Origin of the sequence: Chlorogloeopsis fritschii PCC 6912 (genome assembly GCF_000317285.1) — a bacterium.
GTDB lineage: Bacteria > Cyanobacteriota > Cyanobacteriia > Cyanobacteriales > Nostocaceae > Chlorogloeopsis > Chlorogloeopsis fritschii.
Genome location: NZ_AJLN01000098.1, coordinates 49,049 through 75,057 on the forward strand (window position 1 = coordinate 49,049; position 26,009 = coordinate 75,057).

Consider the following 26,009-nt stretch of genomic DNA (forward strand, 5'->3'; position numbering starts at 1 on the left):
CCGCCCTTCTCAATGTAAGTCTTATACTAGTCTCAAATTTTATACTTATCCCTCTTGTGTAGATTTCTATTGTCAATACTTGTGCCTGCTAAAAATAAGAGGCGATCGCTCAAATAAGAAAACTGAAAAAGGAGAAAGAGGATAAGTACTCAAAATCTAACTCCAGTTCCAGTAATTATAAGCTTGGGTATATATTTGCTGAAATCTACCCGCTTTTACCCATTAATAATTTGACTTGTTACAGTGCGAGAATGACCATTTCGAGCAAACTTTTCTGCTAAAATTTGCTGATAGACAGCTTCATAACCGTCTGCCATACTTTTGACACTAAAGTTTTCCTCCACATGAGTGCGACAAGCATAACGGTCAATTTTTTCTAAACGAGCGATCGCATTGACAAAATCATCGATATCATTACACAAAAAGCCTGTTTTTCCATCCATAATAACTTCTGGCACCGATCCCAACGGTTTAGCAAGCACGGGAGTTCCAGCTGCCATTGACTCAATCATCACTAACCCAAAAGGCTCGCGCCAAGTAATTGGGAACAGCATTGCTAAAGCTCCACCCAAAAGCGCATTCTTTTCAGAGTGACTGGCTTCACCCAGAAACTCTATTTGCTTGCCATCAATGTGAGGCTTAATTTGAGTCTCGAAATAGTCTACATCTACCCTATCTACTTTACCTGCCATTTTCAGTGGCATACCTGAGCGCTTGGCAATTTCTATGGCGATGTGCGTTCCTTTTTCTGGAGATATTCGTCCTAAGAATGCTAGATAAGGAGGATCTTGTGGTTGAGGATAGAAACGATGCTTATTTGTATCTATGCCATTGTAAACTGTGGCGGCATAATTTAGCCCTAATCTAGGCTCCCTTTGAGCATTTGAGATACTGACAAATGGTTGTTTACAACCCGCTATGAAGACTTTTTCATTATCTGGGGTGAAAATACCGTGTAGTGTATGAACGGTAGGAGTTGTAACTAAATCTGCGTAAGTTATAGCTGGATAGCCTACATGAGAATGGATGATGTCAAATTCTCCTGCCAGTTGATATGTGCGGCTTAGTTGTAAAGTTTCGTAGACGTTGTACTCTTTAACATTCGAGTCTAAACGCAAAGCTTGGGGATAAACGGACTCTAATTTTGCTAAAGTGATAGAATCTCCTGATGCAAATAGCGTCACTTCATGACCGCGTCGAACTAATTCATCAGTTAATAAACTAACAACCAACTCAACACCACCATATGCAGGAGGAGGAACTCTCTCCCACAGCGGTGCAATTTGAGCAATTCGCATATCAAACTCCTAATTGGTAAGAAATAGCTCAAGGAATTTACCCGATCTAATCTCCGAATGAAGCATTAAGGTTGTGTCTAATATTTAGCAAAAATATTAATTTAGTTGTAAAGACTAGTAAGTACTACACACTAAGTAGCAAGAACCGTACTCAATGCTAAAAGCAAATTTTGTATAATATTAGATTTTATGTGCTTCAAGATTGAATAGTAAAAATAGCCGTTTTTATAACTTTCAATTTCCAGGTGTGAAAAACACCACCACAAAAGTAGTATTCCCTGTATTTTCACTGTTTTGAAGTTTATAGCAAGATTGTAAGTGTCAGCGATGCTTAGATATTCAAAACTACTGAAACTTAAAAAACAGCAATTCAGTTATCAATGCAGAGGTAAATAATACTATGATGATTCGCTACTACCAACCGCTCCGTGAATTAGAAAACTTACGGCGGCAAATGGATTTAGTGTTTGACGAACTGTCAGCACAAACTACTCAAACTAGCGATGCATCAACAGCTTGGACTCCTGCGGTAGAGTTAATTGATGTGGGTGACAGCTTAGTTTTACAAATACAATTACCTGGTGTGACTGCGAAGAACTTAGATGTGCAAGTAACTCGCGATACTGTAGCGATCGCAGGAGAAAATCAGCGCCAACATCAGTCTGAAAATGCTAATTACCTGCATTCAGAATTCCGCTATGGTAAATTCCAACGAGTTGTAAATCTACCAGTTGCTGTGCAAAATGACAAGGTACAAGCAGACTTCCATGATGGCATTCTTACTCTTGTGCTACCCAAAGTTGAAGAAGTTCGCAATCGAGTTGTGAAAATAAACTTGGGCTAATTTGAAAAACTAGATTCCCGACTTCTTTGAGAAGTCGGGAATCTGTGAATTTAATAAATTCTTAACATCAACCAAAACGCCCACTGACATAATCTGCTGTCTGCTTTTTCGAGGGCTGATTAAAAATCATCTCTGTTTTATCAAATTCAACCAATTCACCTAAATACATAAAAGCTGTATAGTCTGAAACGCGGGCTGCTTGCTGCATACTGTGAGTGACAATTAAAATTGTTACCTGCTGCTTTAACTCCTCGATCAACTCTTCAATGCTAGTGGTAGCGATCGGATCGAGGGCTGATGTCGGCTCATCAAACAATACAATTTCTGGCTCTGTAGCTAAAGCACGAGCAATACATAAGCGCTGTTGTTGTCCGCCAGAGAGGTTAGTACCCAAATCCTGCAAACGGTCTTTAACTTCATCCCACAAGGCAGCACTACGCAAGGCTTTCTCTACCTTATCATCAATAATTCTACGCCTATTTTCACCCCGCACCCTCAAACCATAAGCAACATTTTCGTAAATTGATTTCGGAAAAGGATTTGGTCTTTGAAACACCATCCCTATCCGCATCCGAACTTCTATCGGATCGACTTTCTTATCTAAGAGGTTAATTCCATCAGGTTCTAGGGAAATTTCTCCTCGGTATTTATTGCCTGGATAGAGATCATGCATTCGATTGAAGCAGCGTAGCAATGTAGTTTTACCACATCCAGAAGGGCCTATTAATGCCGTTACTTGTTTTTCGTACACTGGCATCATAATGTCCTTAAGGGCATGGACTTTGCCCCCATAGTAGAAATTAAGATAATTCACCGCAGCTTTGATGCGTTTTTCAAGAGTGGGAGATGTTGTTTCTACCATTTGATGTTCTTACGTAGACGATAACGAAAATAAATTGCTACAGCGTTCATTACTAAAGTCAAGCCAATTAGCACCACTCCTGCTGCGGCTGCATTCACCTGAAATTCTTCTTGAGGACGAGATACCCAATCAAACATTTGGATTGGCAGAACTGTGAATGGTGCTAGTAACCATGCAAAAGAAATGTAGGGAAATTGTGCTTGGATGGGAGGATCTGGTAAAAAGGCGATAAAGGTGAGCGCACCAATGGTAACTAAAGGTGCAGTTTCACCAATAGCTCGTGCCAAAGCGACAATAATGCCAGTTAGAATCGTACCTGTTGAGTAACGTAAGACGTGATCCCAAATCATCTGCCACTTACTTGCTCCACACGCATAAGCAGCTTCACGAATGCTACTAGGAACTGCGCGCAAGGCTTCACGGGTAGCTACAATTACTACTGGTAAAACCAATAGAGCTAAAGTCAATCCAGCAGTGACAATACTTTGTCCTAACTTTAATCCATAGACAAATAAGCCGAGAGCCAAAAGTCCATAAATAATTGATGGCACACCCGCTAAATTGGTGACATTAATTTCGATTAAATCTGACAGCCAATTTTTTTTGGCATATTCTTCTAAGTAAATTCCTGAAGCAACACCGACAGGAATTGCTACTGCAGCTGTTACTAACATTACTAAAATACTTCCCACCCATGCAGAGAAAATGCCTGCTTGTTGTGGTTTGCGACTGGGAAAGGAAGTAAAAAATTGCCAATCTAAACGAGGCAAACCATCGCTAATTAAGTCAACCACCAGTACCATGAGGGCGATAATTCCAATTAGCATCGCCAACAAACCAATGATGCTAAAAATAAATTCTGCTCGCTTGTTGCGATTGATAATATTGCGAATCTTATGAATATTTGCAGATGTCATATCAATAAATTTCTCGATAGCGCTTGGTGAGAAAATGACCAATGATGTTAAAGCTTAAAGTAATCAGCAGTAAGGTTAGTCCGACTGCAAATATAGTTTCGTACTCCAAACTGCCATGGGGTAAGTCACCAAGACTTACAGATACAATATAGGCTGTCATTGTCTGGGCGGGTTCCATGGGGTTCCAAGTTAAATTTGGTTGCCCACCAGCAGCGATCGCTACTACCATTGTTTCACCGACAGCGCGAGAAATCGCTAAAATGTAAGCCGCCGATATGCCAGAAATTGATGCTGGTAGCACTACTCTTAAAGCAGTTTGCAAGCGAGTCGCCCCTGTTGCATAGGAACCCTCGCGCAGATAACTGGGAACTGCACGCATCGCATCTTCACTGAGCGAACTAACATAAGGAATAATCATAATGCCTATGATTATCCCTGCGCTCAACATATTAAAACCAGGTAAATCAGGCAGAAATATTTGTAATAAAGGTGTGACGAACAACAGTGCAAAGTAACCGTACACCACAGTTGGAATGCCTGCCAGTAACTCTAAAGCTGGCTTAACTACTTCTCGTACCACAACAGGTGCGAATTCACTCAGATAAATGGCGGCGATTGTTCCTGTAGGCACTGCAACTAACAATGCCACGACGGTAGTTACCAAAGTTCCCGAAATGAGTGGCAAAATTCCGTAGTGTTTATCGTCAAATAAAGGTGTCCATTGGGTATCTGTAATAAACTTCCACAAGGGTACTTGCCGAAAAAAAAGTATGGATTCGTAAAGCAAGATGGCGAGAATTGCAATTGTAGTCGCCACAGAAGTCAATGCTGCAAGAAACAAGACACTCTCAACTGCTCGTTCTCGCAAATCACGCATTACCTTAGAAGAGGGTTTGGAAAAGAGTAGAGTTTTTTTGGCAACAGTCATGCTGGGCTTGGCGATCGCTATTTCTGAATAGACAAAGAGAGGTGCAACACCTCCCTTGTATTATTTTTAAATTTTGATTGGAGAACTAAGTTGACTATTGTGCTTCACGACTTAGTAGTTCTTCAATTTTCAATCCAACAGCCTCTTTACCACCAAATACTGTACCAAACCTCTTATTATTGAAGTGGTTTAAGGCTGTGTTGTATGCCGAAGGTGGCAAAGCAACATATTTTACCTCTGTTGCAAATTTACCTGCATTCTGCAAGTAATATTGAACAAACTGTTTCACCTCTGGCTTCTCCATGCTCTTGGAACTCACATAAATAAATATGGGGCGAGACAGAGGATTATAAGTGCCATTTTTCACTGTAGTTTCTGATGGCAATACACCGTTAACTGCTACTGCCTTCAGTTTATCTTTATTTTCTTCATAGTAGGCATAACCAAAGTAGCCAAGGGCATTTTTATCACGGCTTACACCCTGTACCAAGACGTTATCATCTTCACTAGCAGTGAAATCACCGCGACTAGATTTTGACTTGCCTACAACGGCTTCAGTAAAATAATCAAAGGTTCCGGAGTTTGTACCAGGGCCAAATAGTTTTAAAGGTGCATTGGGAAAACCTTGGCGAACTTGGCTCCAATTGTTTACTTTGCTTTGTGCTGCTGGTTCCCAAACCTTCTTTAATTCTGCAACTGTTAGATTCTTAGCCCAAGTGTTTTGAGGGTTAACAACTACAGTCAAAGCATCATAAGCTACTGGCAATTCAATATAACGAATACCAGCTGCTTTGCAAGCTTCGATTTCCTTTGCAAGAATGGGGCGGGAAGCATTGGAAATGTCAGTTTCTCCACGGCAGAACTTCTTAAAGCCACCACCAGTGCCGGAGACACCAACAGTAACTCGAACTTTTCCTTTCTGTGCCTTTTGAAACTCTTCTGCTACGGCTTCGGTGATGGGAAATACTGTGCTGGAACCATCAATGTTAATTGTCGCTTGGCTTTGGGAGTAAACCGCAGGCACTGATACACTAAAAGTAGCTGCTACCAGTGAAATCACACCTAGTACAGTCAAGCTGTTAAACTTCAAGTTGATTGTTTTCACAGGGATACTCCTCACTTTAGAATGTTAAATTTCTATTTGATTACTCCTAATGCAGAATAGTTTTACTAGGTTAAAGGATGATAAATATAAGGTAGAGTATTGGTAAAAAAATGATGCAAATAAGTTAAGCCAAGGTTAATCTAAGGTTAAAACGTTTATTATGAAATATTTAAGCTGATCGGTTAAGATACTAGATTGTGGTTATTTGAAGCTACTTTTACCTCTATACTGGTTTTTGGTGTTGCTGAATTGAGGTATGAAATTTAAAAATCAGGCATTAAAAACTCTTATTCTCCGCGGCTCTGCGCCTCTGCGTGACCTCAATATAATCAAGATAAATAGTTTAATTTTCTAAATCGTTTCCTTTTTACAGATTGCCTTAAATTGCCAATCTTTTTAAGCAATAAACTTACCAATTCCAAATTTCAGAAACTGTTGGACAAATTACTTCACTATTACACAACATAAGTCCACTGTAGTAACTAGCGCGCGCCTTCTATTCAGCAGAGAATAGTTTTTCAATCATCTGCTCAAGAAGTTGAGAAAATGTGTTTTTAGTTTCTTGATGTTGCCTTAATTACCTACGAGAAATGTAATGTTAATTATTTAACTAGCCATAGAATAAATAAAATCGTTAGTCAGTTTATAAATCTTTTAAAATCATTTCATAAAAAGTAAACATATAAACTTTTCATATCCATGTAAGATGCCGATATTGGTATAATTTTGCTTATCATGTGGGTGATATTTTGTAAAAATGATAGCAAACCCAAAACAAAGCTAATAATTTTGTTCGTCTTTATTTAGGCATAGCTATGCATAAAGATTTTATTTAAAGTCAAAATTATTAGGTATTAAAAAGTAATTTAAATGTTAGATTTATAAAGATAAATTAATATTACTTTAATATTAAAAATATGAATAAACTAATTACTGCGATTAAAGTTAAAAACCTCAGCTTTTACTATGGCAAGACAAAAGTTTTGGAAGCAATCTCAATGGATATTTACCAGAACCAAATAACTGCAATAATTGGCCCTAGCGGATGCGGTAAGTCTACTTTTATTAAAGCTTTAAATCGAATGAATGAATTAGAAGAGGAAATAAAAGTTGAAGGCAGGGTAGAATTTTTCTCTCAGAATATTTATAGCCGTCGTGTTAACCTAAATCGGTTACGTCGTCAAATTGGAATGGTGTTGCCGAGACCAAATCTTTTTCCAATGAGTATTTATGATAATGTCGCATATGGTGTAAAAATAATAGGATGGCGTCCCAAACAAGAATTAGATGAAATCGTTGAATCTGCTATCAAAGCAGCTGGTTTGTGGGATGAAGTCAAAGATAAATTGCATAAATCTGCTTTCGGACTTTCGAGTGGACAGCAACAGCGGCTGTGCATTGCTCGTGCACTAGCAGTTAAGCCAAAAGTATTATTAATGGATGAACCTTGTTCAGGACTTGATCCGATTGCAACTATCAAAATCGAGGAATTAATTCGTAATTTGCGTGGAGAGTTAACAATTGCTATTGTGACTCGCAACACCCAGCAAGCTGCTCGTGTTTCTGATTTCACAGCTTTCTTTGGCACTGATGAAAATCGTATTGGGCGCTTAATTGAATTTGGAGCAACTGCTCAAATCTTTAACAATGCTGTTGATGAGCGCACTCGTGATTATGTTTCTGGACGTTTTAGTTAGTTGGGGTGCTTAGGCTGGTAAAAAGAAGGTTTTCATCAAGTGTGTGATGAGCAATTGCCTGTAGGAGTTTAACTTGTGAACTTAAACTTAGATAATTCTGCTAAATTAATAATAAATGTAGACTGGACGAATTAAATTTAACATATAAACGCAAAAAAGCGAAAAATTGGAGTGAAATCAGCCATAATTACTGCTAATGCTCTCATCAGCGCCAGCTATCCTTGTCTGATTCAATCAAAAATATTAAGCGGAACTAGAGGAGACGTTGAAAAGATTATCTGATGCGATTGAATTGGATTCGATCAGTGATGTTCACAAATCTGACTGCGGCGATACCCATCAGTGAAATAGCTAAAAGGCTTTTAGTCATATGGACATTCTACAAGTCCTAAACAACTTGCGGTTGTTGGTGGTAGATGATGATGCTGATACTCTTGAGTTAATCAGGTTCATCTTTGAACAACACAATGCACAAGTGAGTTCAACAGTATCAACAACTGAAGCTTTTCGGGTAATCCGGCTGTGGAAACCAGATATATTAATTAGCGATATCGCTATGCCAATTGAGGATGGGTGTTCGTTCATTCGCAAAGTCAGAAGTCTTAAACAACAGGAAGGGCAAATTCCAGCGATCGCTTTAACAGCATTGGCAGCACAGGAGAAACTAGCCCTGAATGGAGGATTCTCTACATATATGGTGAAACCATTTAATCCTGATGATTTGGTGAAACTTGTTGCAAACCTGGCTTTGCAAAAATCATTCACGCTTAGTCCAGCTGCATATGACTAAGAATGCAGAAGCTTTTGTGAGCAAAACAAACAGCGAAATATCTAAATAAACCCGCCCTTAATAACGACGAGCGGAGATTCACCCCATAGTGCACCTGAAATGGGCTTTATCGCCGTCTTTCGTTAATACATCTGGCGGTGCATCCATTGTCCACAGCAATACGCTAACGTAAAAATATTAAAGCACCTCTTTTAGAACCTTTAGATAGGTCACTAAGTCCCTGACTCTCAAAAGAACTGGCTACGAGACGGGCATAAGAAAATAGAAGTGTAGGAATGTAGGGATAAAGACAGAACAGCCTAATTAATTGGTGCGGCTCTCCCTGACACCCATGCCTTCCTAAACCCTTCCGCCCCTACAGTGTAAGTTGTCGAGGATAAAAAATGAGGTGGTAGGCTAGCTAAAGTCCAGGAAATTGCCATGCATGAACTGGTTCAGACTGTCTTAAACAGCGATGAGAAAACCGCTCTACGTCATTTAATATCAGAGTTGAACGCCTTAGGTAAGCGTTACTTCCTCAGGAATGAGATTTTGCACGCTTTTGCTGAGTACTGCCACCAATCCCAAAAGCCTGCCTACTTTTTCCACTCTTCCTCTTTGGGTAAGCTAATTCACTATACCCATGAAATTCTTTTGGAAGATGACAGTGCATGGTTTTTGTTACGACCAAGAATTGCTTCTCAAGAAGTGTGGCGATTGTCAGAAAACATGAGTAGCTTTGAGCAGATGGCTCCACAGGCATTGCTCGATGCACGCGATCGCTTTGTCAACCGCTACCAAAGCGAAATTCTCAATGTAGATTTTGGCCCTTTTTACCGAGCTTTTCCCTCCATTGACGATCCGAGAAAAATTGGGCAAGGTTTAGCTTTCCTCAATCGGTATTTGTGCTCTCAAGTTGTAATTAACCGCCAGTATTGGTTTGAGGTATTGTATGAAGCATTATGCAGGCTAAATTACAATGGCACACCACTACTGACTAGCGATCGCATTCGCTCCGGTACTCAATTATGCAGACACATTAAGCAAGCTATCAAATTAATTAGAAAGCTACCTCCAGAAGAACCCTACGTAAATTTCCGCAAAGATTTACAAGCACTAGGTTTGGAGCCGGGTTGGGGTAACACTGCATCGCGAGTATGCGAAACCCTAGAACTATTCGATCGACTTCTTGATGCTCCCGAACCTGCTATCCTAGAAGCTTTTGTTTCTCGTGTTCCGGCAGTTTTTCGTGTAGTTCTGGTTTCTATTCACGGCTGGATCTCTCAAGAAGATGTGCTGGGAAGATCTGAGACAATGGGGCAAGTAGCTTATGTTTTAGAACAAGCTCGCAGTTTAGAAAATCAACTGCGGCAAGATATTCAGCTTGCCGGCTTGGATCTACTGGGTATTCAACCCCAAGTTCTGATTCTTACCCGCCTGATTCCTAACTGCGAAGGCACTCATTGCGATCTACGTTTAGAAAAACTTGAGGGAACTGAAAACAGTTGGATCTTGCGCGTTCCCTTCCGGGAGTTTAATCCCAAAGTTACCCAGAATTGGATTTCTAGATACGAGATTTGGCCTTACCTAGAAACATTTGCCATTGATGCCGAACCAGAACTGTTGGCACAATTAGAAGGACGCCCAGATTTAATTATTGGTAACTACAGCGATGGTAATTTAGTTGCCTTTATGCTCACACAACGGCTGCAAGTTACTCTGTGCAATATTGCTCACTCCTTAGAAAAGCCCAAGCATTTATTCAGTAACCTCTACTGGCAAGACTTAGAAGAGCAATACCACTTTAGCGCCCAATTCACAGCCGATTTGATCAACATGAATGCGGCTGATTTTATTATCACCTCATCTTACCACGAAATTGTCGGCACACCCGACGCTCTCGGTCAGTATGAGTCGTATAAATGTTTTACTATGCCCCAGTTGTATCATGTGGTTGATGGGATTAATTTGTTTAGTCCCAAATTCAATTTGGTACCGCCAGGGGTAGACGAGAACATCTTCTTTTCTTACACCGAAAAAGAAAAGCGTGATGAGAATATCCGCACCAAAATCAACGAGCTACTTTTTAGCAGCGAACAACCGCAAATTCTCGGTCATCTTGACGATCCCAACAAGCGACCAATCTGTGCTGTATCTTACATTACCTCGGTCAAAAACATTTCTGGTTTAGCAGAATGCTTTGGTAAAAGTGAGGCATTGCAACAGCATTGCAATTTGATTCTTGTTACCAACAAGTTAAATGCTGCTGGAGCCACAAAGCCAGAAGAAGTAGAAGAAATTGAAAGAATTCATAACATCATTAATCAGTATAATCTTCACGGTCGCGTCCGCTGGATTGGAATGCGCCTCAAGAGTCCAGAATTAGGGGAACTTTATCGAGCGATCGCAGATCGTCAAGGTATATATGTACATTTTGCTTTGTTTGAACCTTTTGGAAGAACCATTCTCGAAGCTATGAGTTCTGGTTTACCAAGCTTTGTCACTGAATTTGGTGGCGCGGCAGAATTGATTGAAGGTGAAGAAGATGAATTTCATCTCAATCCTACAGACTTAGAAGGAACAGCAAAGAGAATTTTGAATTTCATTAACCAGTGCAACATCAATCCCGAACACTGGTACGAAATCTCCGAAAGAGTTATCCAGCGAGTTCATAACAGGTATAACTGGCAAGTACACAGCAAGCAGTTATTATTACTTTCTAAAATCTATCGATTCTGGGACTTTGTTACCCAGGAAAACCAAGAACCTCTGCTTCGCTATGTAGAAACTTTATACCATCTACTCTTTAAACCTAGAGCAGAAAAAATCTTGGAACAGCATATGCAGCGATAGGGACTAGGGACTAGGAAAAAGCAGGGGAGCAGAGGAGAAAAACTTCCCCAATCCCCATCCCTAGTACCCAGTACCCAATCCCCGTACTCTACGAGAAGCCGCTTGCGCGTCTACGCGTAGCGTCTCCGTCAGGAGAATCCCCAATCCCCTGTCTATTTTTACCAACAGCAGTGACGATGGATATAAAAGCCCATTCCCAGCATTTAACGTATACAGACTGGACTGTAAGTGAAACTCACCTCGCTCCAGAGCGGTTTAACTCTCGCGAAACAACTTTTACAATTGGTAACGGTTACCTGGGAACACGGGGCAGCTTTGAGGAAGGCTATTCTCGTGCATTGCCAGCTACCTTGATCCACGGTGTCTACGATGAAGTTCCGATTGTCTACACTGAACTCGCTAACTGTCCAGATTGGTTACCACTTGTAGTCATTGTAGATGGCGATCGCTTCCGCCTGGAGCGAGGTGAAATCTTAAGTTACGAGCGGCAGTTAGACGTGCAGCGAGGTGTTCTCAGCCGTAAAGTGCGTTGGCGCAGTCCTAGTGGTATAACAATTGACATTGTTTTTGAGCGCTTTGCAAGCATTGCCGATCAACACGTTCTTGGATTGCGCTGCCAAGTCACACCAGTAGATAGCGAGAGTGCGATCGAAGTTCAAGCAAGTATTAATGGTTACCCCGAAAACCAAGGATTCAACCACTGGGAATTACTGGATCAGGGTAAGACAGAACATGGAGTTTGGTTAAATCTCCGCACTCGTTCCTCCCGCATTCAACTGGGCATGGCAACTGGCATCAAATTATCAGGAGCCGAAGCCTCCCTGCAAGTCACCAATCCACCAGGTTATCCAACTTTAACTGCATCTTTTTTGGCTTCTCCAGGACAAACTGTGACTGTAGAGAAACTAGTTACAGTTTTTACTTCGCTCGAATGTGAAAATCCAGTTGAAGTAGCTTGTGAAAAACTTGCTCAATTACCAGAATACTCCAGTCTACTTGATGCTCATGTTCAAGCCTGGGATGAAGTTTGGCAAAAAAGCGATATTGTCATTGAGGGAGATGTCACAGCTCAATTAGCTGTTCGCTACAACCTATTTCAATTATTAATTTGCGCTCCCCGCAATAATGACAGAGTCAGCATTCCAGCAAAAACCCTTTCTGGATTTGGCTATCGCGGTCATATATTCTGGGATACAGAAATTTTTATACTTCCTTTCTTTATCTATACTCAACCCGAATTAGCACGCAATATGCTAACTTACCGCTATCATACCCTCCCAGGAGCGCGGCGCAAGGCAGTGCATTACGGGTATAAAGGAGCAATGTATGCGTGGGAAAGTGCGGAAACTGGCGATGAAGTCACACCCCGGTGGTTGCCTCCAAACGATTTTTATGGTGAAGACATTCGGATTTGGTGCCGCGATCGCGAAATTCATATTAGTGCTGATGTTGCTTACGCTACATGGTTTTATTGGCAAGCAACTGGTGATGATGAGTGGATGCGGGACTGCGGGGCTGAGATAATTTTAGACACCGCCATCTTCTGGAGTAGCCGGGTTGAATACAACACCAAATACGAACGCTACGAAATTCGTGAGGTAATTGGTGCGGATGAATATCACGAATTTGTCCACAACAACGCCTTTACTAACCGGATGGTACAATGGCACCTCGAAAAAGCACTTTATATTTACGATTGGTTGGGCAATAACTTTCCTGAAAAACTGAATGAACTCGATCAAAAATTAAATTTGAGTTCGGGAAGGCGATCGCGTTGGAACGATATTATTGCTAATATTTGGATTCCCTACGACGAATCTACCGGATTGATTGAGCAGTTTGAGGGATTTTTCCAACTACAAGATATAAATCTAGAAGAATACGAACCGCGTACCAAGTCCATGCAAGCTATCTTGGGAATCGAAGAAGGCAACAAGCGGCAGGTACTCAAGCAACCAGATGTGTTAATGCTGCTGTATCTGATGCGGCAATCCCAGGAGTTTCCCTACAGCCAAAAAACCTTAGAAAAAAACTGGGATTACTACGCACCCCGCACTGATATTTCCTATGGTTCATCTCTAGGCCCGGCAATTCATGCTATTTTAGCCTCAGACTTGGGCAAAACCGCAGAGGCTTATGAAAGATTTATGCAGGCAGCATTAGTTGATCTAGAAGATGTTCGTGGTAATGCTGCTGATGGCATTCATGGCGCTAGTGCTGGTGGTGTTTGGCAAGCTGTAGTTTTGGGTTTTGGCGGAATTCAAATCGGAAACGACGAACCCGTAGCTCATCCCCACCTACCTCATGGTTGGAGGCGTCTAAAGTTCAATTTTCTTTGGCGAGGGAAGTGGCACGCGTTCGATTTGCGTCCACAAGAGGATATGGAGACACGGAGACACGCAGACATGGAGATTTCTTTACCCGCTTCTTCTTCCGAATCCCCAAACATTCGGGGATTCATTTTCGATTTAGATGGAGTATTAACAGATACTGCTGAATATCACTATCTTGCTTGGCAAAAACTCGCAGATGAAGAAGGTTTGCTCTTTAATCGAGAAGCTAACGAAGGATTGCGGGGAGTGTCTCGTCGAGAGTCACTGTTAAGGATAGTGGGAGACAAACACTATCCGGAAGAAAAACTCCAAGAGATGATGGATCGCAAAAACCAATATTATGTAGATTCAATTCAAAACATCTCGCCCAAAGATTTGTTGCCTGGCGTACTTACCTTACTCGATGAATTGCGCCAAGCCGGGATCAAAATCGCCCTTGGTTCCGCCAGCAAAAATGCTCGTCCCGTTGTTGAAAAACTAGGCATTGCTAATCGTATAGATGCGATCGCTGACGGTTACAGCGTGCAGCGTCCCAAACCTGCTCCCGATTTATTTTTGTATGCAGCCAACCAGCTAGGGCTGGAGCCAGCGCAATGCGTGGTGGTAGAAGACGCAGAAGCAGGCATAGAAGCTGCTTTAGCGGCTGGAATGTGGACGGTAGGACTTGGCCCTGCTTCGCGAGTGGGAGAGGCTCACGTTATTCTACCAAACCTCGCAGATACAGACTGGACAAAACTACGGGCAAAATTGAACGATGCGGCTGCACAACAGCAAAAAGCGAGAGTATAAAGGGGATCGGGGATCGGGTATTAGGGATCGGGAAGAGGACACGGGGACGGGGGGATACGGGGATACGGAGAATCATGCTTCGCTAGCTGAGATAATAGTTCTGCTATCCGTCTTGCGTCTACCGCCAAACTGGGTTCAAGACTCCTACCAAAACAGCCTGGAGGCATAGCCTCGAAACTCTCGTTACCAGGTTGAACCTGGTAACGAGAACTAGAGCCTCTGGCTCTCTCAATCGTAGGGCAAATTCCTAGTCCCTACCCCTTAGTCATCAATCTATCCCTTCTGCCTTTCTTCAAATCATGACTTTGACTCTTCCCTCTAAACCTCGGAAGTTACCAACTCAAGCCATAGGAGCTAAAATTTTTCACTGGCTCAATATCATTAGCCTGTTTATCATGCTCACCAGTGGACTACAAATTTACAACGCCAATCCTGTGTTTGGTGGCAGATCGGGTTGGCACATTCCCCCTTTATTTACCTTGGGTGGTTGGTTGGCAGGAGGTAGGCACTGGCATTTTGCAGCGATGTGGCTATTCTCGCTCAATCTTGTCTGGTATGGTTTGTACATTTTAATTACCCGTCGCTGGCGACATCGGTTTGTGGGTAGCAATGATATCAAGGCATTACAAAAAAGCCAAAATCCGAAACGGCTGATTTATGCTTGGCATCGTATAGCCTATACAAGCATTATTCCAATCCTACTACTGGCGTTATTTACAGGAATTGGAATGTATAAGCCAGCCCAATTTCCTTGGATAGTGGATCTGTTTGGTGGTTGGCAACAGCTAAGAATTGTTCACTTTTCTTCAGTACCGTTATTTATTATCTTTGTTATGGTTCATTGGTGGTTGGGAAGTAAAGCTGGTGGTTCCGAACTTACAGATTCGATGTTTTGGTAATGGTTCTCAATTTACACGCCGTCAATTTTTACAAATTTCTGGATTGTCTAGCCTGAGTTTTTTGCTTGGTGGCTGTGGTGCGCCCATATTAGAAGATGTTGTGGGCAAACTTTCTGAACCGCTTAATCAGAAGTTTGAAGCTTTAATATTTAAATCGCAAAAGCCTGTTCCTGAGTTCAGCCAGAGTGAAATTCAACCACAGGCTTTAATCGTCAATAGCTTTAGAGGCACTCCTATTATCGATCCAGCCAAGTATCGTTTGATTGTTGACGGTGAAGTGAATCATCCCCTGAGCCTCAGTATGGTAGAGATTCAGTCTTTGCCTTTGACATCAATGATTATTCGTCATGTTTGCGTAGAAGGTTGGGCAGCGATCGTGCAATGGGGAGGTATACGTCTACGGGATATTGTTGCCCTTGCCCAGCCGCAAGAAAATGTTAAATATGCTTACTTTCAATCAGCCGATGGCTACTATTCAAGTTGGGATATTGCTTCAGCCATGCATCCTCAAACTTTACTAGCTTATCAAAAAAACGGTGAACCTTTGCCACCTGACAATGGTGCGCCTTTACGCTTGGCTGCTCCAATTAAACTTGGTTACAAGCAGAGTAAATGGGTGACTCGGATTACGCTAGTTAGTCATTTGTTGCCACGCAAAGGCTACTGGGAGGATCAAGGATACGAATGGTTTGCTGGGCTTTAAATTACTAATTTCAAATTATGCCTTCTTTAAATAAACTGTTGCAATGGTTAATTTTGACGCTGTTATTTCCTTTAATTTTTCTCAATATTTGGCTAGCATTTCGAGTTTTCCGATATTTTCAACCCCTAGTAACAATTCTTGTCTTGGCTTGTTTGCTAGCATTCATTTTGAATTATCCAGTTTCGCTTCTCCAGCAACGGGGAATTAAACGCAATTATGCGATTGCATTAGTTTTAATCTCAACTGTAGTGATTTTAGCCGCCTTGGGGATTACCTTGGTGCCTATTGCTTTACAGCAGTTTAGTGAAATGACTAAAGTATTTCCCCAATGGATTGATTCTAGCGAGCAAAATCTCCAAATTTTTAGCGATCGCGTTTTTGGTAACAAATTTAATATTAATCTCAGACAGATATTTTCTCAATTAATAAACCAGTTACCGAATGAAGCAGAACAAATAGGAGATAAGCTTTTTAGTATAGTTGTAGATACAATTGATGGTATTTCTGAAGCTTTAATTACAGTAGTGTTGACTGTTTATCTCTTAATAGATGGTGAAAGAATTTGGGAAGGAATATTTAAGAAGCTACCTTTAGGTTTTACTCAGAAAATCCAGCAATCTCTTCAACAAAATTTCCAAAATTACTTAATCGGGCAAGTGAGTCTGGCTTTGTTGATGGGTGTTTCACAAACTGTGATGTTTTTAGTTCTGAACGTCCGATTTGGTTTACTCTTTGGTTTGGGTATTGGCATCTTAAGCTTAATTCCCTTTGGTGATGTTGTCAGCCTGGCTATCATCACTCTGATTATTGCTTTCCATAACTTTTGGTTAGCAGTCAAAGTTTTAGTGGTAGCTGTAATTATTGATCAGTTAATAGACCAAGCGATCGCACCCCGACTTTTAGGTAGTTTTACAGGGATTAGACCAATATGGGTGATAGTTTCTTTACTTGTAGGAACTTATCTGGGTGGAGTGTTAGGGTTACTTATTGCCGTACCTGTAGCTGGTTTTATTAAAGATGCAACAGATGGTTTTGTTACAACATCTGCAAATACTAGCAACCAGATTGAGAGTGAAGAATTACCAGAAATGTTAGCAAATGAGTCTAGTTTGCATTAAGAGGGAATAGGGTTGGGGGAACAGAAGAGGACAAGGAGAATGGTGATTCAAGTTCTTTCCCCTTATCCTCATTCCCCTCTGCCATCTGCCTACTGACTTCTGCCTTCTACTTACCGTTAACATGATTAGCGATACTGTACTAACCACCCAGAGCAAATATGTTGTTTGAAAACTTATTTACAACTTCATCTGAGGGGGAATCCACTTCACCCATTGTTCGCCGCCCCCGCAAAGGTGTGATTGTAGGTGCAGGGCAAGTGGGAATGGCTTGTGCTTACTCGATGCTGATCCAAAATATCTTTGATGAAATGGTTATAGTCGATGTGAATCAGCACAAGCTAGAAGGGGAAGTTATGGACTTGCTGCACGGACTACCCTTTGTAGAACCAACACTGGTGCGTGCAGGAACTTTGGCAGATGGTGAAGATGCGGATATTGTCATTATTACTGCGGGCGCAAAGCAAAAACCGGGAGAAACCCGTTTAGATTTGGTAAACAGAAATGTAGAAGTTTTTAAAGGCTTAATCCCGGAAGTAGTCAAGTGTTGTCCAAAAGCGGTTTTGCTGATTGTTACCAATCCAGTGGACATTATGACCTATGTTGCTCTTAAACTTTCTGGATTACCTAGTTCTAGCGTGATTGGTTCGGGTACGGTGTTGGATACCGCGCGTTTCCGGTATTTGCTAGCACAAAAATTAGAGTTAGATCCCCGTAGTCTACACGCCTACGTGATCGGCGAACACGGTGACAGTGAAGTTCCTGTTTGGAGTAAGGTGAATATAGCGGGTATGAATCTTTTGGATGTGGAAGCAGAAGGCAAAGATATCAATCCGCTCCTACAGGACATTTTTGCCCAAGTTAAAAATGCCGCCTATGAAATTATTCAACGTAAGGGAGCTACCTCCTATGCGATCGGTTTGGGTGTAGCTCAGATTGTGCAAGCTATTTTACGCAATCAAAACCGAGTTTTAACTGTTAGCACTCTGATCCAAAATATTCATGAAATTCAAAATGTTTGTTTGAGCTTGCCTTGCGTAGTAAATCGTCAGGGAGTTACCAGAGTTTTAAATCTCTCGCTCACTCAAGCCGAGTTACAGCAGTTACAACACTCTAGCCAAGTTTTACAGCAAACGATCAAGAAGCTGAAACTTTGATTTTGTGATTTTTGGATAGATGCACCGATCGCGTATATCAAACTACTCCCTTCTCGATGTTAAGGTTACCGATGTAATTTCTTCTCCCCTGCTCCTGGTGCCCTTGAAGTTCCTCTGCTGGCTAAACGGTAATCTTTGGGTGGAAAAGGTAGCTGTCGTGACTCAGCGTATGATTAACGTAGCAGTGGCGAGTAATCACCCTGCTAAGTGCATATTTATGAAAAGCGATCGCACTTCTTAACAATACAAATTCCAAATTTATGTTAGCCTTTTGTTGGAAGATTAAATTCGGTTGTGCTGTTTGTTTTTCACAAGACTTGTATTACAGACCTCTCCGGATCTAAATCTCTACACCCGCTGATTCTGGAGATATTCTATGTCAATTTATGTCGGTAACCTATCTTATGAGGTTAGAGAAGACGACCTCAAGCGTGTTTTTTCAGAATATGGCTCTGTCAAAAACGTTCAAGTACCGATTGATCGGGAAACTGGTCGCATGAGAGGTTTTGCGTTTGTAGAAATGGAAACAGAAGCCGAAGAAGCCGCAGCCATTGATGCTCTAGATAGCGCAGAATGGATGGGTCGCAGCTTGAAAGTGAATAAAGCCAGACCGAAGACAGACGGAGGTTCTGGTGGTGGCAGACGTGGTGGTGGTGGCGGTGGCTACTCTCGACGTTACTAAGCCTTAAGACAAATCATCTTACTCTAAGGTCTTAAAGGCAGACAAAGAGTCTGCCTTTTTTTAACTCTAGGTACCTGAATTGCTCATTATCATGAAATAATAGCCACTAAATCTAAATTAATTCCATTTAGTAGAAGGAGAGAGAATGACTCAAATCATCGTAGGTGAGAATGAAGGGATTGAGTCAGCCTTACGTCGATTTAAGCGGCAAGTTTCCAAGGCAGGGATCTTCCCCGATATGAGGAAGAATCGTCACTTTGAAACACCCCTGGAAAAACGCAAGCGCAAAGCAGTTGCCAAGCAAAAACAGCGTAAGAGAGGTTTCCATAGTTAAAGCCTACAGTCTTCGCTCTAATGATTTAATTGTTTTCTGAACAGATATCACTGTAACTCCAGAAGCCAAACAAACTGTCAGTAAATTAGGGCTAGGCTTCTGGCAAGTTCAACAACTATAAAATTTAAAACTAAATATTTGATTTTTGATTCAGTAGGAATGCGATCGCTTGTTGTGTAGAGAGGGGCGATCGGTTTTTTGTCAAAATTTTATTTAGATCCCCGACTTCTCAAAGAAGTCGGGGATCTGTATTTGAGCGATCGCCAATTTCGATAATGGTATTACACTGCCAAAAGTTGTTTTGCTGTGTAAATAGACAAAAATGAAATTTTTGGGCATTGATCTAGGCTGGAAATCGCAACCAAGTGGGCTGTCTTGCTTGCAGTGGAAAGATGATCAACTACATATACTTGAAATCGATCGCCAAGAAAAAATAGCAGACATTCTGACTTGGATTGATCGCTGCGTACAGCCAGAAGAAAGTGCCATTATCGCTGTAGACGCACCTACCATCATCCCCAACGCTACCGGAAGTCGCCTACCGGACAAACTTACTCACAAGTATTTTGGAAAATATCACGCTGGATGCTATCCAGCTAACCTTAACTTACCTTTTGCAGAACGCACGGTTAAATTTGGCTTAGAACTAGAATCTAGGGGTTTTGATCATGCACCCACTATCGAACCGCAAAAATTTGGCAGATATCAAATCGAAGTTTTTCCCCACCCAGCAATAGTGCATCTGTTCGGCTTAGAAAAGATTCTTAAATATAAAAAAGGACGCCTCGCCGAGCGCCGTTTAGAACTTCTAAAACTCCAAAATTACATAACACAGACTCTACCCTTTCTAGAGCCAAGCCTATGCTTTTGTAAGCATCAAGAATTGACTCTTTTACCTTCCACTGGTGCAGCACTTAAAGCTGCCGAAGATAAACTTGATAGCCTCATCTGCGCTTATGTCGCTGCCCACTGGTGGTATTGGGGAGAAGAACGTAACCTGGTGCTGGGCGATCGCACTACAGGCTACATTGTCATTCCGCAAAGAAAGTGACTGGGGATATCAGTTATCAGTTACCAGTTATCAGTTATCACAAATAACTGATAACTGTTCACTGTTCACTGTTCACTGCGCCCACACAATCAACCTTGGTTCATAAGGACTAGAAAGGTATTTGTGTTTGGGTAATACACGCAAAGATAAGCCTTGCAAACCAGACGTAGTATACAGAACATTAGCAGTGTAAACACTTAAGCCTTGTGCATCCTCTCCCTGGTATTCCATGACTACAGGCACGCCATTGACAATCTCACCATTGGCATCGATAGCACCTTGGTAGAGTTCTACCTGTACATCATTGTTCGTGAGAGTTGCTAAGTCAAGCTTGGCTTTAACAACAACAGTTTGGTTAACTTTAATGTCTGTACCTGAGGATACATCAACATCTTTAATTTTGATATCGTACCAGTGTTCATAGAGTTTCGCTTTCCAAGCTGCTAATTCTTTGGCAGGAGCGTAATTATTTCCTGTCAAGGTGGAGTTGCGATCGCTTGCCGGGAAATATGCTCGCTGTGCATATTCTCCCACCATCCGCGCCGTATTAAAGTACGGGCAATTTAAGCGGATTGCATCTTTCATTTTGTCAATCCAGTGTCTGGGCAAGCCATCAGCATCGCGATCGTAGAACAACGGTACAACTTCTTTTTCTAATAAGTCATACAAAGCATTTGCTTCGACTTGATCCTGATAATTAGGATCGTCGTAAATCTCGCCATGTCCGATCGCCCAGCCAGTGCGGACGTAATCTGCTTCATCCCACCAGCCATCTAATACGCTTAAATTCGGCAATCCATTCATTGCTGCTTTCATCCCGCTGGTACCCGAAGCTTCACGGGGGCGACGCGGTGTATTTAACCACACATCACAACCCGCTACCATCAGCCGGGAGATATATATGTCGTAATTGGGAACGAACACAACCTGCTTTTCCAAGCCTTGTTCACGAATGAAATGATTAATGTCGCGGATTAGCTCCTTACCAGGAATATCTCTGGGGTGAGCTTTTCCAGCAATAACAAATTGCACTTTACGGTGTTTGTTACCCAACAACAGCCGCCTGATGCGTTCTAAATCCCGCATCCACAAGGTAGCGCGTTTGTAAGTAGCAAAGCGACGAGCAAAACCAATAGTTAAAACATAAGGATCGAGGACTTCTTGTGCTTGGGCAATTTCGCTAGGAGAAGCACCGCGATCATACAAATGTTTAACAAGACGCTCCCGCACATACAAAACCATATCTAAGCGACAGCGTTCATGATTTCGCCATAACTCCTCATCAGGAATAGCATCCATGCGATCCCACAATGGGTGATCGGTTGGTGCGGATGACCAATTGGGGCCTAAGTAGCGATCATATAATTCCTGAGTAGATTTAGCAACACAACTGCGGGCATGAACACCATTAGTTATAGCATTAATTGGTACTTCCTCTACTGGTAAACCTTTCCACAACCCTTTAAACATCTGCCGCGACACTGTACCGTGCAGTTGTGCTACACCATTAGAAAATGTAGCCATCTTCAGTGCCAACACTGCCATACTAAAAGGCCCAGATAAATCACCAGTATTCTCTCGCCCTAGAGCCAAAAATTGGTCTTTGTTTAGACCAAATACATCTGCATAGTGACCTAAGTAGTGCAAAACCTTGTCTGGAGGAAACAAGTCAATCCCCGCCGGTACTGGTGTATGGGTGGTAAAGATATTTGTGGAAGCTACCACCTGTTTAGCTTCGTCATAACTAATCCCTTGTTCCTGAATCAGAATGCGGATGCGTTCTAAAGCTGAGAACGCCGCGTGTCCTTCATTCATGTGATAGGCAGTGACGTTATACCCCAGTGCTTTCAACATCCGCACACCACCAATACCCAACATCATTTCTTGGTGGATACGCATATCGATATCCCCACCGTACAGCTGATCTGTAATGTCGTGGTCGTAGGGATTGTTGGGTTCGATGTTGGTATCGAGCATATATAGCGGCACCCTGCCAACCTGTACGCGCCAAACTCTAGCGTACACGGTGCGTCCTGGATAATCTACCGCAATCCGCAGTTCTGAACCATCAGGATTGCGCTCCAGTTGTATGGGCATATTGTAAAAGTCGTTAATCGGATAGCGTTCCTGCTGCCAGCCATCGGCATTGAGATACTGAGCAAAGTAGCCTTGTTGGTACAGCAAGCCCACTCCCACCAAAGGCAATCCTAAGTCGCTAGCCGATTTCAGGTGATCGCCCGCCAGTACTCCCAAACCTCCAGAATAAATCGGTAAACAATCTACAAGTCCAAATTCAGCGGAAAAATAGGCATAGCACTCTGGAGATCGGGGATCGGGAGAAGACAAGGAAGAATTTATCCCTTGTCCACCTTGTCCCTTATCCCTAGTCCCCGATCCCTTGTACCTTGTTTTCTGATACCAAGTGCGCTCTTTGAGATAGTCTTCTAGCTGCAAAGCGGCACGATCCATTTGTGCTAGGAAGCCTTCATCTTCTACTACTTCCGTCAACCGGATTTGGCTGATAGTTCCTAGCATGAGAACAGGATTGTGATGGCTAGATTCCCATAGATCGGGATCTAAGCGGCGAAATAGATCTTTAGTCTCAACGTTCCAATCCCAATGTAAGTTGTATGCTAGCTTCCGCAGCGGTTCTAATCGCGGAGGCAATGCAGGAGAGACGTTGAATGTGCGAATTGGCTGCATAGGCAAGCAGAGCTCCAAGTCTAGCTATCGCTATTGTTGTCTTTCTTTTGTTAATGTTGCCAATTTTTTATACTGTGTTTGCAAACTACCCTTAACATTGTTAAGCTTTGCAAACTATTCTCATTTTTCTTGCGATCGCTAATAGTAAGCAAATAAGTATGATTGCCAATAAATAGATGCCTTGCGGTGATAGCAGTTGATAATGGCTAGTTAGATTAGAGTAATTCAGTCATTGCCATCCTAAAAGCCCTAAATTCAGTATTAGCAATCTCTTTTCTCTCCAGAGCGCAAGGATAATTACAGCCAATCCACTCAGAATTACTTTGAGCCAAAATGGTAGATTCTGACTCGGAGCACGCTTGTAAACACCTACAGGGCTAGAACATCCCGATTCATCGTAGCGATGATAATTTCATCTGTCCATCAAAGAGGTGATTGATAGTTTGTTGACTTTCTTGGGGCATAAATAGCTTTCCTTACTGGACTAGAACTTTAATTTACGTGTAGTGAAGTTAAACGCAACAAGAATCTATCTCTAGTAGGAAGTAATATGATTTTGTTTTATTTATGCAACATTTCACTGTTATCTCTGAAGCACTTCTACTTAAACTAGGTATTTCCCCAGGAGCGCTTCAGGCTCTAATATACTTTTCGTATCAAAATCTCTAAAGCCTTACTAATTGAACTTTACTATTGCAATAAATAATTATTATCAACTCCAAGGAACTTTATCTACTAGTTTTAACTCTCGGTTACTGAAAAATCTTGACGACAGTTGCTATCCAAGTACTTCTTTTTTAATTAACACCCAAGGAGGATGTCTGTACAGATTCAATGTACTAAGAAAGTTTAATAGAGTTAATACAGATAAATATCTTATGTTAATTTCTCTGAAATTTCTAAAGATGTTGAGGAAATTAAGTATTTAAATTTACACGCAATTGCTCAACTAGGTAAATTAGCTTTGAGTTAGGCTTTACTAACTTAAATACCATCTTTATCTTAACTTAATAAAATACCTAATATATTTAAATGAATCTTTTTATTCTGGAACGATAAAATAATTTATGCTATACGTAAGCATAACTATTTCAAAAAAACATCTATATAAGCAAAAAAGCAATTTGGTTTGTCTGTAGTAATCTACGTACATCATGACTAAAGCAGCATATTACAAAAACTGGCTGCAAGAAAGCCGTCACATAAATCGAGGAAGCGCTTACCTTTTTACGGTTAAGTTGAATGTGATGGCCGAAGTTGGAGAAACTCCACCCTAATTTTTGTTGTACGTGAGCAGAAATATTAAAAATTCAACAACTACATTTTTTGGATAAAAGGCGGAGAGCCTCATTTTGGTAAGAAAAACTTCGACATATGTAGCTAAGATAGAATTTTTGCTTGTCTAAGTAAATATCGAGAGGATTAAAGCTGCCTTGCAGAAAATGGTTTTACAGGCAGATATTCCGTACTAGCTGTATCAGCGTTGAATGTAAATCTTTATCTTTTTGCTTGAGAAATTACCAAAGCCTACTCTTACCATCTATTCTGTGCTTTACTAATCTGATGGTCATAGCTTATAAACGCTGATATAGGCTGAAAATTCTCTCTAAATTAAAGATAAGCTCTGCTCTTTACGTTTTTCGCTTTCATATCATTTTGCACAATTCTATTGCTAACAAAAACTTTTAGTACCAAGTTCATGGAAGCTAATATTGGTAATTAGAAAAGTAAATATCTATTTCACTGTTATCTATTACCAGTTTTACCTATAAACTTCCTGCATTAACCTACTTAATATTAAGTAGAAGCAAATAGAATTAGCCTTAGATGCACTAGAACGGGTATTTATTAGCACTTTTCTCAGCTTTCAAAATTACAAAAAAGCAACAAGATTTGTAATTTTGTTTATTCCTCATCAGAAGTTCAATGCCTGATAAATACCTGCATTTTTAGTGGTTTTCAAGTTAAAAATACGCCTTAAGCCAAAAAGTGGAGAGTAGATTAGATGAATCAACAACAATTTTTTGATAAATGGCAGCGTTTCAAAGAAGTTTTATTAATTAGTTTGCTAGGAGCAATTCCAACTATTGTCTTTGGGCCGAAGCTGCGAAACTTGCTATACCGTTTTATTTTTGCCGAAATAGGCGTTTCAGTCTATATCCAAAATGGAGTTGAATTTCTCGGTACTGATTGTATTGAGATTGGCAATGGTGTACATATTTTCAAAGGTGTTCGTATAAATGCGAGAGGGCATGAAAATAATAGAGTTTGCTTGGAAAAAGGAGTTGCTATCGAGAGAAATGTTGATATTGGTTGTTTAGACAATACATCCATAGAAATTGCTCAAGATACTTTTATCGGCCCTGGTGTTTCTATTACTGGCCCAGGAAACATCAAAATAGGAAAACGCTGTTTAATTGCGTCCCATTCAGGAATATTTGCCAATAATCATAACTTTGCAGACCCGTTAAAATACATAGCAGATCAAGGTATAACTCGCCAGGGAATTGTTATAGGAGATGATTGTTGGCTGGGGCATGGGGTAACAGTACTAGATGGAGTCACTATCGGTGAGGGTAGTGTCATTGGTGCAGGAGCAGTTGTTACCAAAGATATTCCTCCCTTCTCTATTGCTGTGGGGGTGCCTGCAAAAGTAGTTAGAAAACGAGTTAGCAAGCAACTGATTAACCCTAGAGAATCAGAAATGAAATTGACTAAGTTTTAGAGTAGGAGTATCTCTCTTGCTTGTGATGGATTCAGCAAGCCAAACTTCTATCAAGAGATTTTCATCTGTCTTGTGTCTTTTGTTCACATTTGGCACAAGTTACAACTATTGTTGCCAGGTTGAGCCTGGCAACGAGAAATGTATATATTTTCTGTTTTCTCCCTCAAGTCATCAAAAATCTTATTAGTACAAATTCAAATATATCTTGTAATTTTAGTTACTATAATAGTTTTAACACTGATCCA

The 26,009-nt window shown here is 41.2% G+C and carries 21 protein-coding genes; 15 read left to right on the top strand and 6 right to left on the bottom strand.

Annotated elements, in window-relative coordinates; genetic code table 11:
- Positions 1 to 215: 215 nt before the first annotated feature.
- On the bottom strand, positions 216 to 1,298 hold the full coding sequence (locus UYC_RS0118960) for a glycosyltransferase family 4 protein (RefSeq protein ID WP_016875742.1): 1,083 nt from the start codon (positions 1,296 to 1,298) through the stop codon (positions 216 to 218).
- Between the two features lie 400 nt (positions 1,299 to 1,698).
- Between UYC_RS0118960 and UYC_RS0118965 the strand changes: the two genes are divergently transcribed.
- Complete coding sequence (locus tag UYC_RS0118965; protein ID WP_016875741.1) at positions 1,699 to 2,142, top strand: Hsp20/alpha crystallin family protein; 444 nt, start codon at positions 1,699 to 1,701, stop codon at positions 2,140 to 2,142.
- 67 nt (positions 2,143 to 2,209) lie between these two features.
- Here the strand turns inward: UYC_RS0118965 and pstB (UYC_RS0118970) are convergent, their stop codons facing one another.
- Genes pstB (UYC_RS0118970) through pstC form a run of 3 tightly spaced genes read right to left on the bottom strand, consistent with a single transcriptional unit; the run spans position 2,210 to position 4,738 of the window.
- On the bottom strand, positions 2,210 to 3,004 hold the full coding sequence (gene pstB, locus UYC_RS0118970; protein WP_016875740.1) for a phosphate ABC transporter ATP-binding protein PstB: 795 nt from the start codon (positions 3,002 to 3,004) through the stop codon (positions 2,210 to 2,212).
- Complete coding sequence (gene pstA, locus UYC_RS0118975) at positions 2,998 to 3,921, bottom strand: phosphate ABC transporter permease PstA (protein ID WP_016875739.1); 924 nt, start codon at positions 3,919 to 3,921, stop codon at positions 2,998 to 3,000. Before pstA ends, pstB (UYC_RS0118970) begins: the two co-directional genes overlap by 7 nt.
- A 1-nt stretch (position 3,922) precedes the next feature.
- Positions 3,923 to 4,738 carry a phosphate ABC transporter permease subunit PstC gene (pstC, locus tag UYC_RS0118980; RefSeq protein ID WP_392407362.1) on the bottom strand — a complete coding sequence of 272 codons (816 nt, stop codon included), beginning with the start codon at positions 4,736 to 4,738 and terminating at the stop codon, positions 3,923 to 3,925.
- Between pstC and UYC_RS39525 the strand changes: the two genes are divergently transcribed.
- A complete protein-coding gene (locus UYC_RS39525) occupies positions 4,710 to 4,880 on the top strand; it encodes a hypothetical protein (RefSeq protein WP_235082983.1) in 171 nt (56 codons plus the stop codon). The two genes, pstC and UYC_RS39525, sit on opposite strands and share 29 nt — an antisense overlap.
- A 63-nt stretch (positions 4,881 to 4,943) precedes the next feature.
- Here UYC_RS39525 and UYC_RS0118985 read toward each other — a convergent pair whose 3' ends face one another.
- Complete coding sequence (locus UYC_RS0118985) at positions 4,944 to 5,954, bottom strand: PstS family phosphate ABC transporter substrate-binding protein (protein WP_016875737.1); 1,011 nt, start codon at positions 5,952 to 5,954, stop codon at positions 4,944 to 4,946.
- Between the two features lie 917 nt (positions 5,955 to 6,871).
- On the opposite strand from UYC_RS0118985, the gene pstB (UYC_RS0118990) reads away from it, so the two are divergent.
- The 11 genes from pstB (UYC_RS0118990) to UYC_RS0119040 all read left to right on the top strand — a co-directional run bounded on the left by pstB (UYC_RS0118990) (position 6,872) and on the right by UYC_RS0119040 (position 20,336).
- Positions 6,872 to 7,651, top strand: coding sequence for a phosphate ABC transporter ATP-binding protein PstB (gene pstB, locus UYC_RS0118990; RefSeq protein WP_016875736.1), 780 nt, complete (start codon positions 6,872 to 6,874; stop codon positions 7,649 to 7,651).
- Positions 7,652 to 8,021: 370 nt separating this feature from the next.
- Positions 8,022 to 8,441: a response regulator gene (locus tag UYC_RS0118995; protein WP_016875735.1), complete on the top strand. Its 420-nt coding sequence runs from the start codon at positions 8,022 to 8,024 to the stop codon at positions 8,439 to 8,441.
- Between the two features lie 420 nt (positions 8,442 to 8,861).
- Positions 8,862 to 11,273, top strand: coding sequence for a sucrose synthase (locus UYC_RS0119000; protein WP_016875734.1), 2,412 nt, complete (start codon positions 8,862 to 8,864; stop codon positions 11,271 to 11,273).
- 176 nt (positions 11,274 to 11,449) lie between these two features.
- The gene (gene pgmB / locus UYC_RS0119005; RefSeq protein WP_016875733.1) at positions 11,450 to 14,395 is read left to right on the top strand and encodes a beta-phosphoglucomutase; all 2,946 of its coding nucleotides are present in this window, start codon (positions 11,450 to 11,452) and stop codon (positions 14,393 to 14,395) included.
- A gap of 299 nt (positions 14,396 to 14,694) precedes the next feature.
- Positions 14,695 to 15,294: a cytochrome b/b6 domain-containing protein gene (locus UYC_RS0119010; protein WP_016875732.1), complete on the top strand. Its 600-nt coding sequence runs from the start codon at positions 14,695 to 14,697 to the stop codon at positions 15,292 to 15,294.
- Positions 15,260 to 15,997: a molybdopterin-dependent oxidoreductase gene (locus tag UYC_RS0119015; protein WP_016875731.1), complete on the top strand. Its 738-nt coding sequence runs from the start codon at positions 15,260 to 15,262 to the stop codon at positions 15,995 to 15,997. The genes UYC_RS0119010 and UYC_RS0119015 overlap by 35 nt, the downstream gene beginning before the upstream one ends.
- 17 nt (positions 15,998 to 16,014) lie before the next feature.
- Positions 16,015 to 17,115 carry an AI-2E family transporter gene (locus UYC_RS0119020; protein ID WP_016875730.1) on the top strand — a complete coding sequence of 367 codons (1,101 nt, stop codon included), beginning with the start codon at positions 16,015 to 16,017 and terminating at the stop codon, positions 17,113 to 17,115.
- A 158-nt stretch (positions 17,116 to 17,273) separates the two neighbouring features.
- Positions 17,274 to 18,269, top strand: coding sequence for an L-lactate dehydrogenase (locus UYC_RS0119025; RefSeq protein WP_016875729.1), 996 nt, complete (start codon positions 17,274 to 17,276; stop codon positions 18,267 to 18,269).
- Between the two features lie 376 nt (positions 18,270 to 18,645).
- The gene (locus UYC_RS0119030) at positions 18,646 to 18,951 is read left to right on the top strand and encodes an RNA recognition motif domain-containing protein (RefSeq protein WP_016875728.1); all 306 of its coding nucleotides are present in this window, start codon (positions 18,646 to 18,648) and stop codon (positions 18,949 to 18,951) included.
- 145 nt (positions 18,952 to 19,096) lie between these two features.
- The gene (gene rpsU, locus UYC_RS0119035) at positions 19,097 to 19,285 is read left to right on the top strand and encodes a 30S ribosomal protein S21 (protein WP_016875727.1); all 189 of its coding nucleotides are present in this window, start codon (positions 19,097 to 19,099) and stop codon (positions 19,283 to 19,285) included.
- A 322-nt stretch (positions 19,286 to 19,607) separates the two neighbouring features.
- Positions 19,608 to 20,336, top strand: coding sequence for a DUF429 domain-containing protein (locus tag UYC_RS0119040; RefSeq protein WP_016875726.1), 729 nt, complete (start codon positions 19,608 to 19,610; stop codon positions 20,334 to 20,336).
- Between the two features lie 72 nt (positions 20,337 to 20,408).
- On the opposite strand, the gene glgP is transcribed toward UYC_RS0119040, so the two are convergent.
- Complete coding sequence (gene glgP, locus UYC_RS0119045; protein ID WP_016875725.1) at positions 20,409 to 23,039, bottom strand: alpha-glucan family phosphorylase; 2,631 nt, start codon at positions 23,037 to 23,039, stop codon at positions 20,409 to 20,411.
- Positions 23,040 to 24,193: 1,154 nt separating this feature from the next.
- Here glgP and UYC_RS39955 point away from each other — a divergent pair.
- Positions 24,194 to 24,316, top strand: a complete 123-nt coding sequence (locus UYC_RS39955; protein ID WP_016879613.1) for a hypothetical protein — start codon at positions 24,194 to 24,196, stop codon at positions 24,314 to 24,316.
- A 728-nt stretch (positions 24,317 to 25,044) separates the two neighbouring features.
- Positions 25,045 to 25,764, top strand: a complete 720-nt coding sequence (locus UYC_RS0119050; RefSeq protein WP_016875724.1) for an acyltransferase — start codon at positions 25,045 to 25,047, stop codon at positions 25,762 to 25,764.
- Positions 25,765 to 26,009 lie beyond the last annotated feature (245 nt).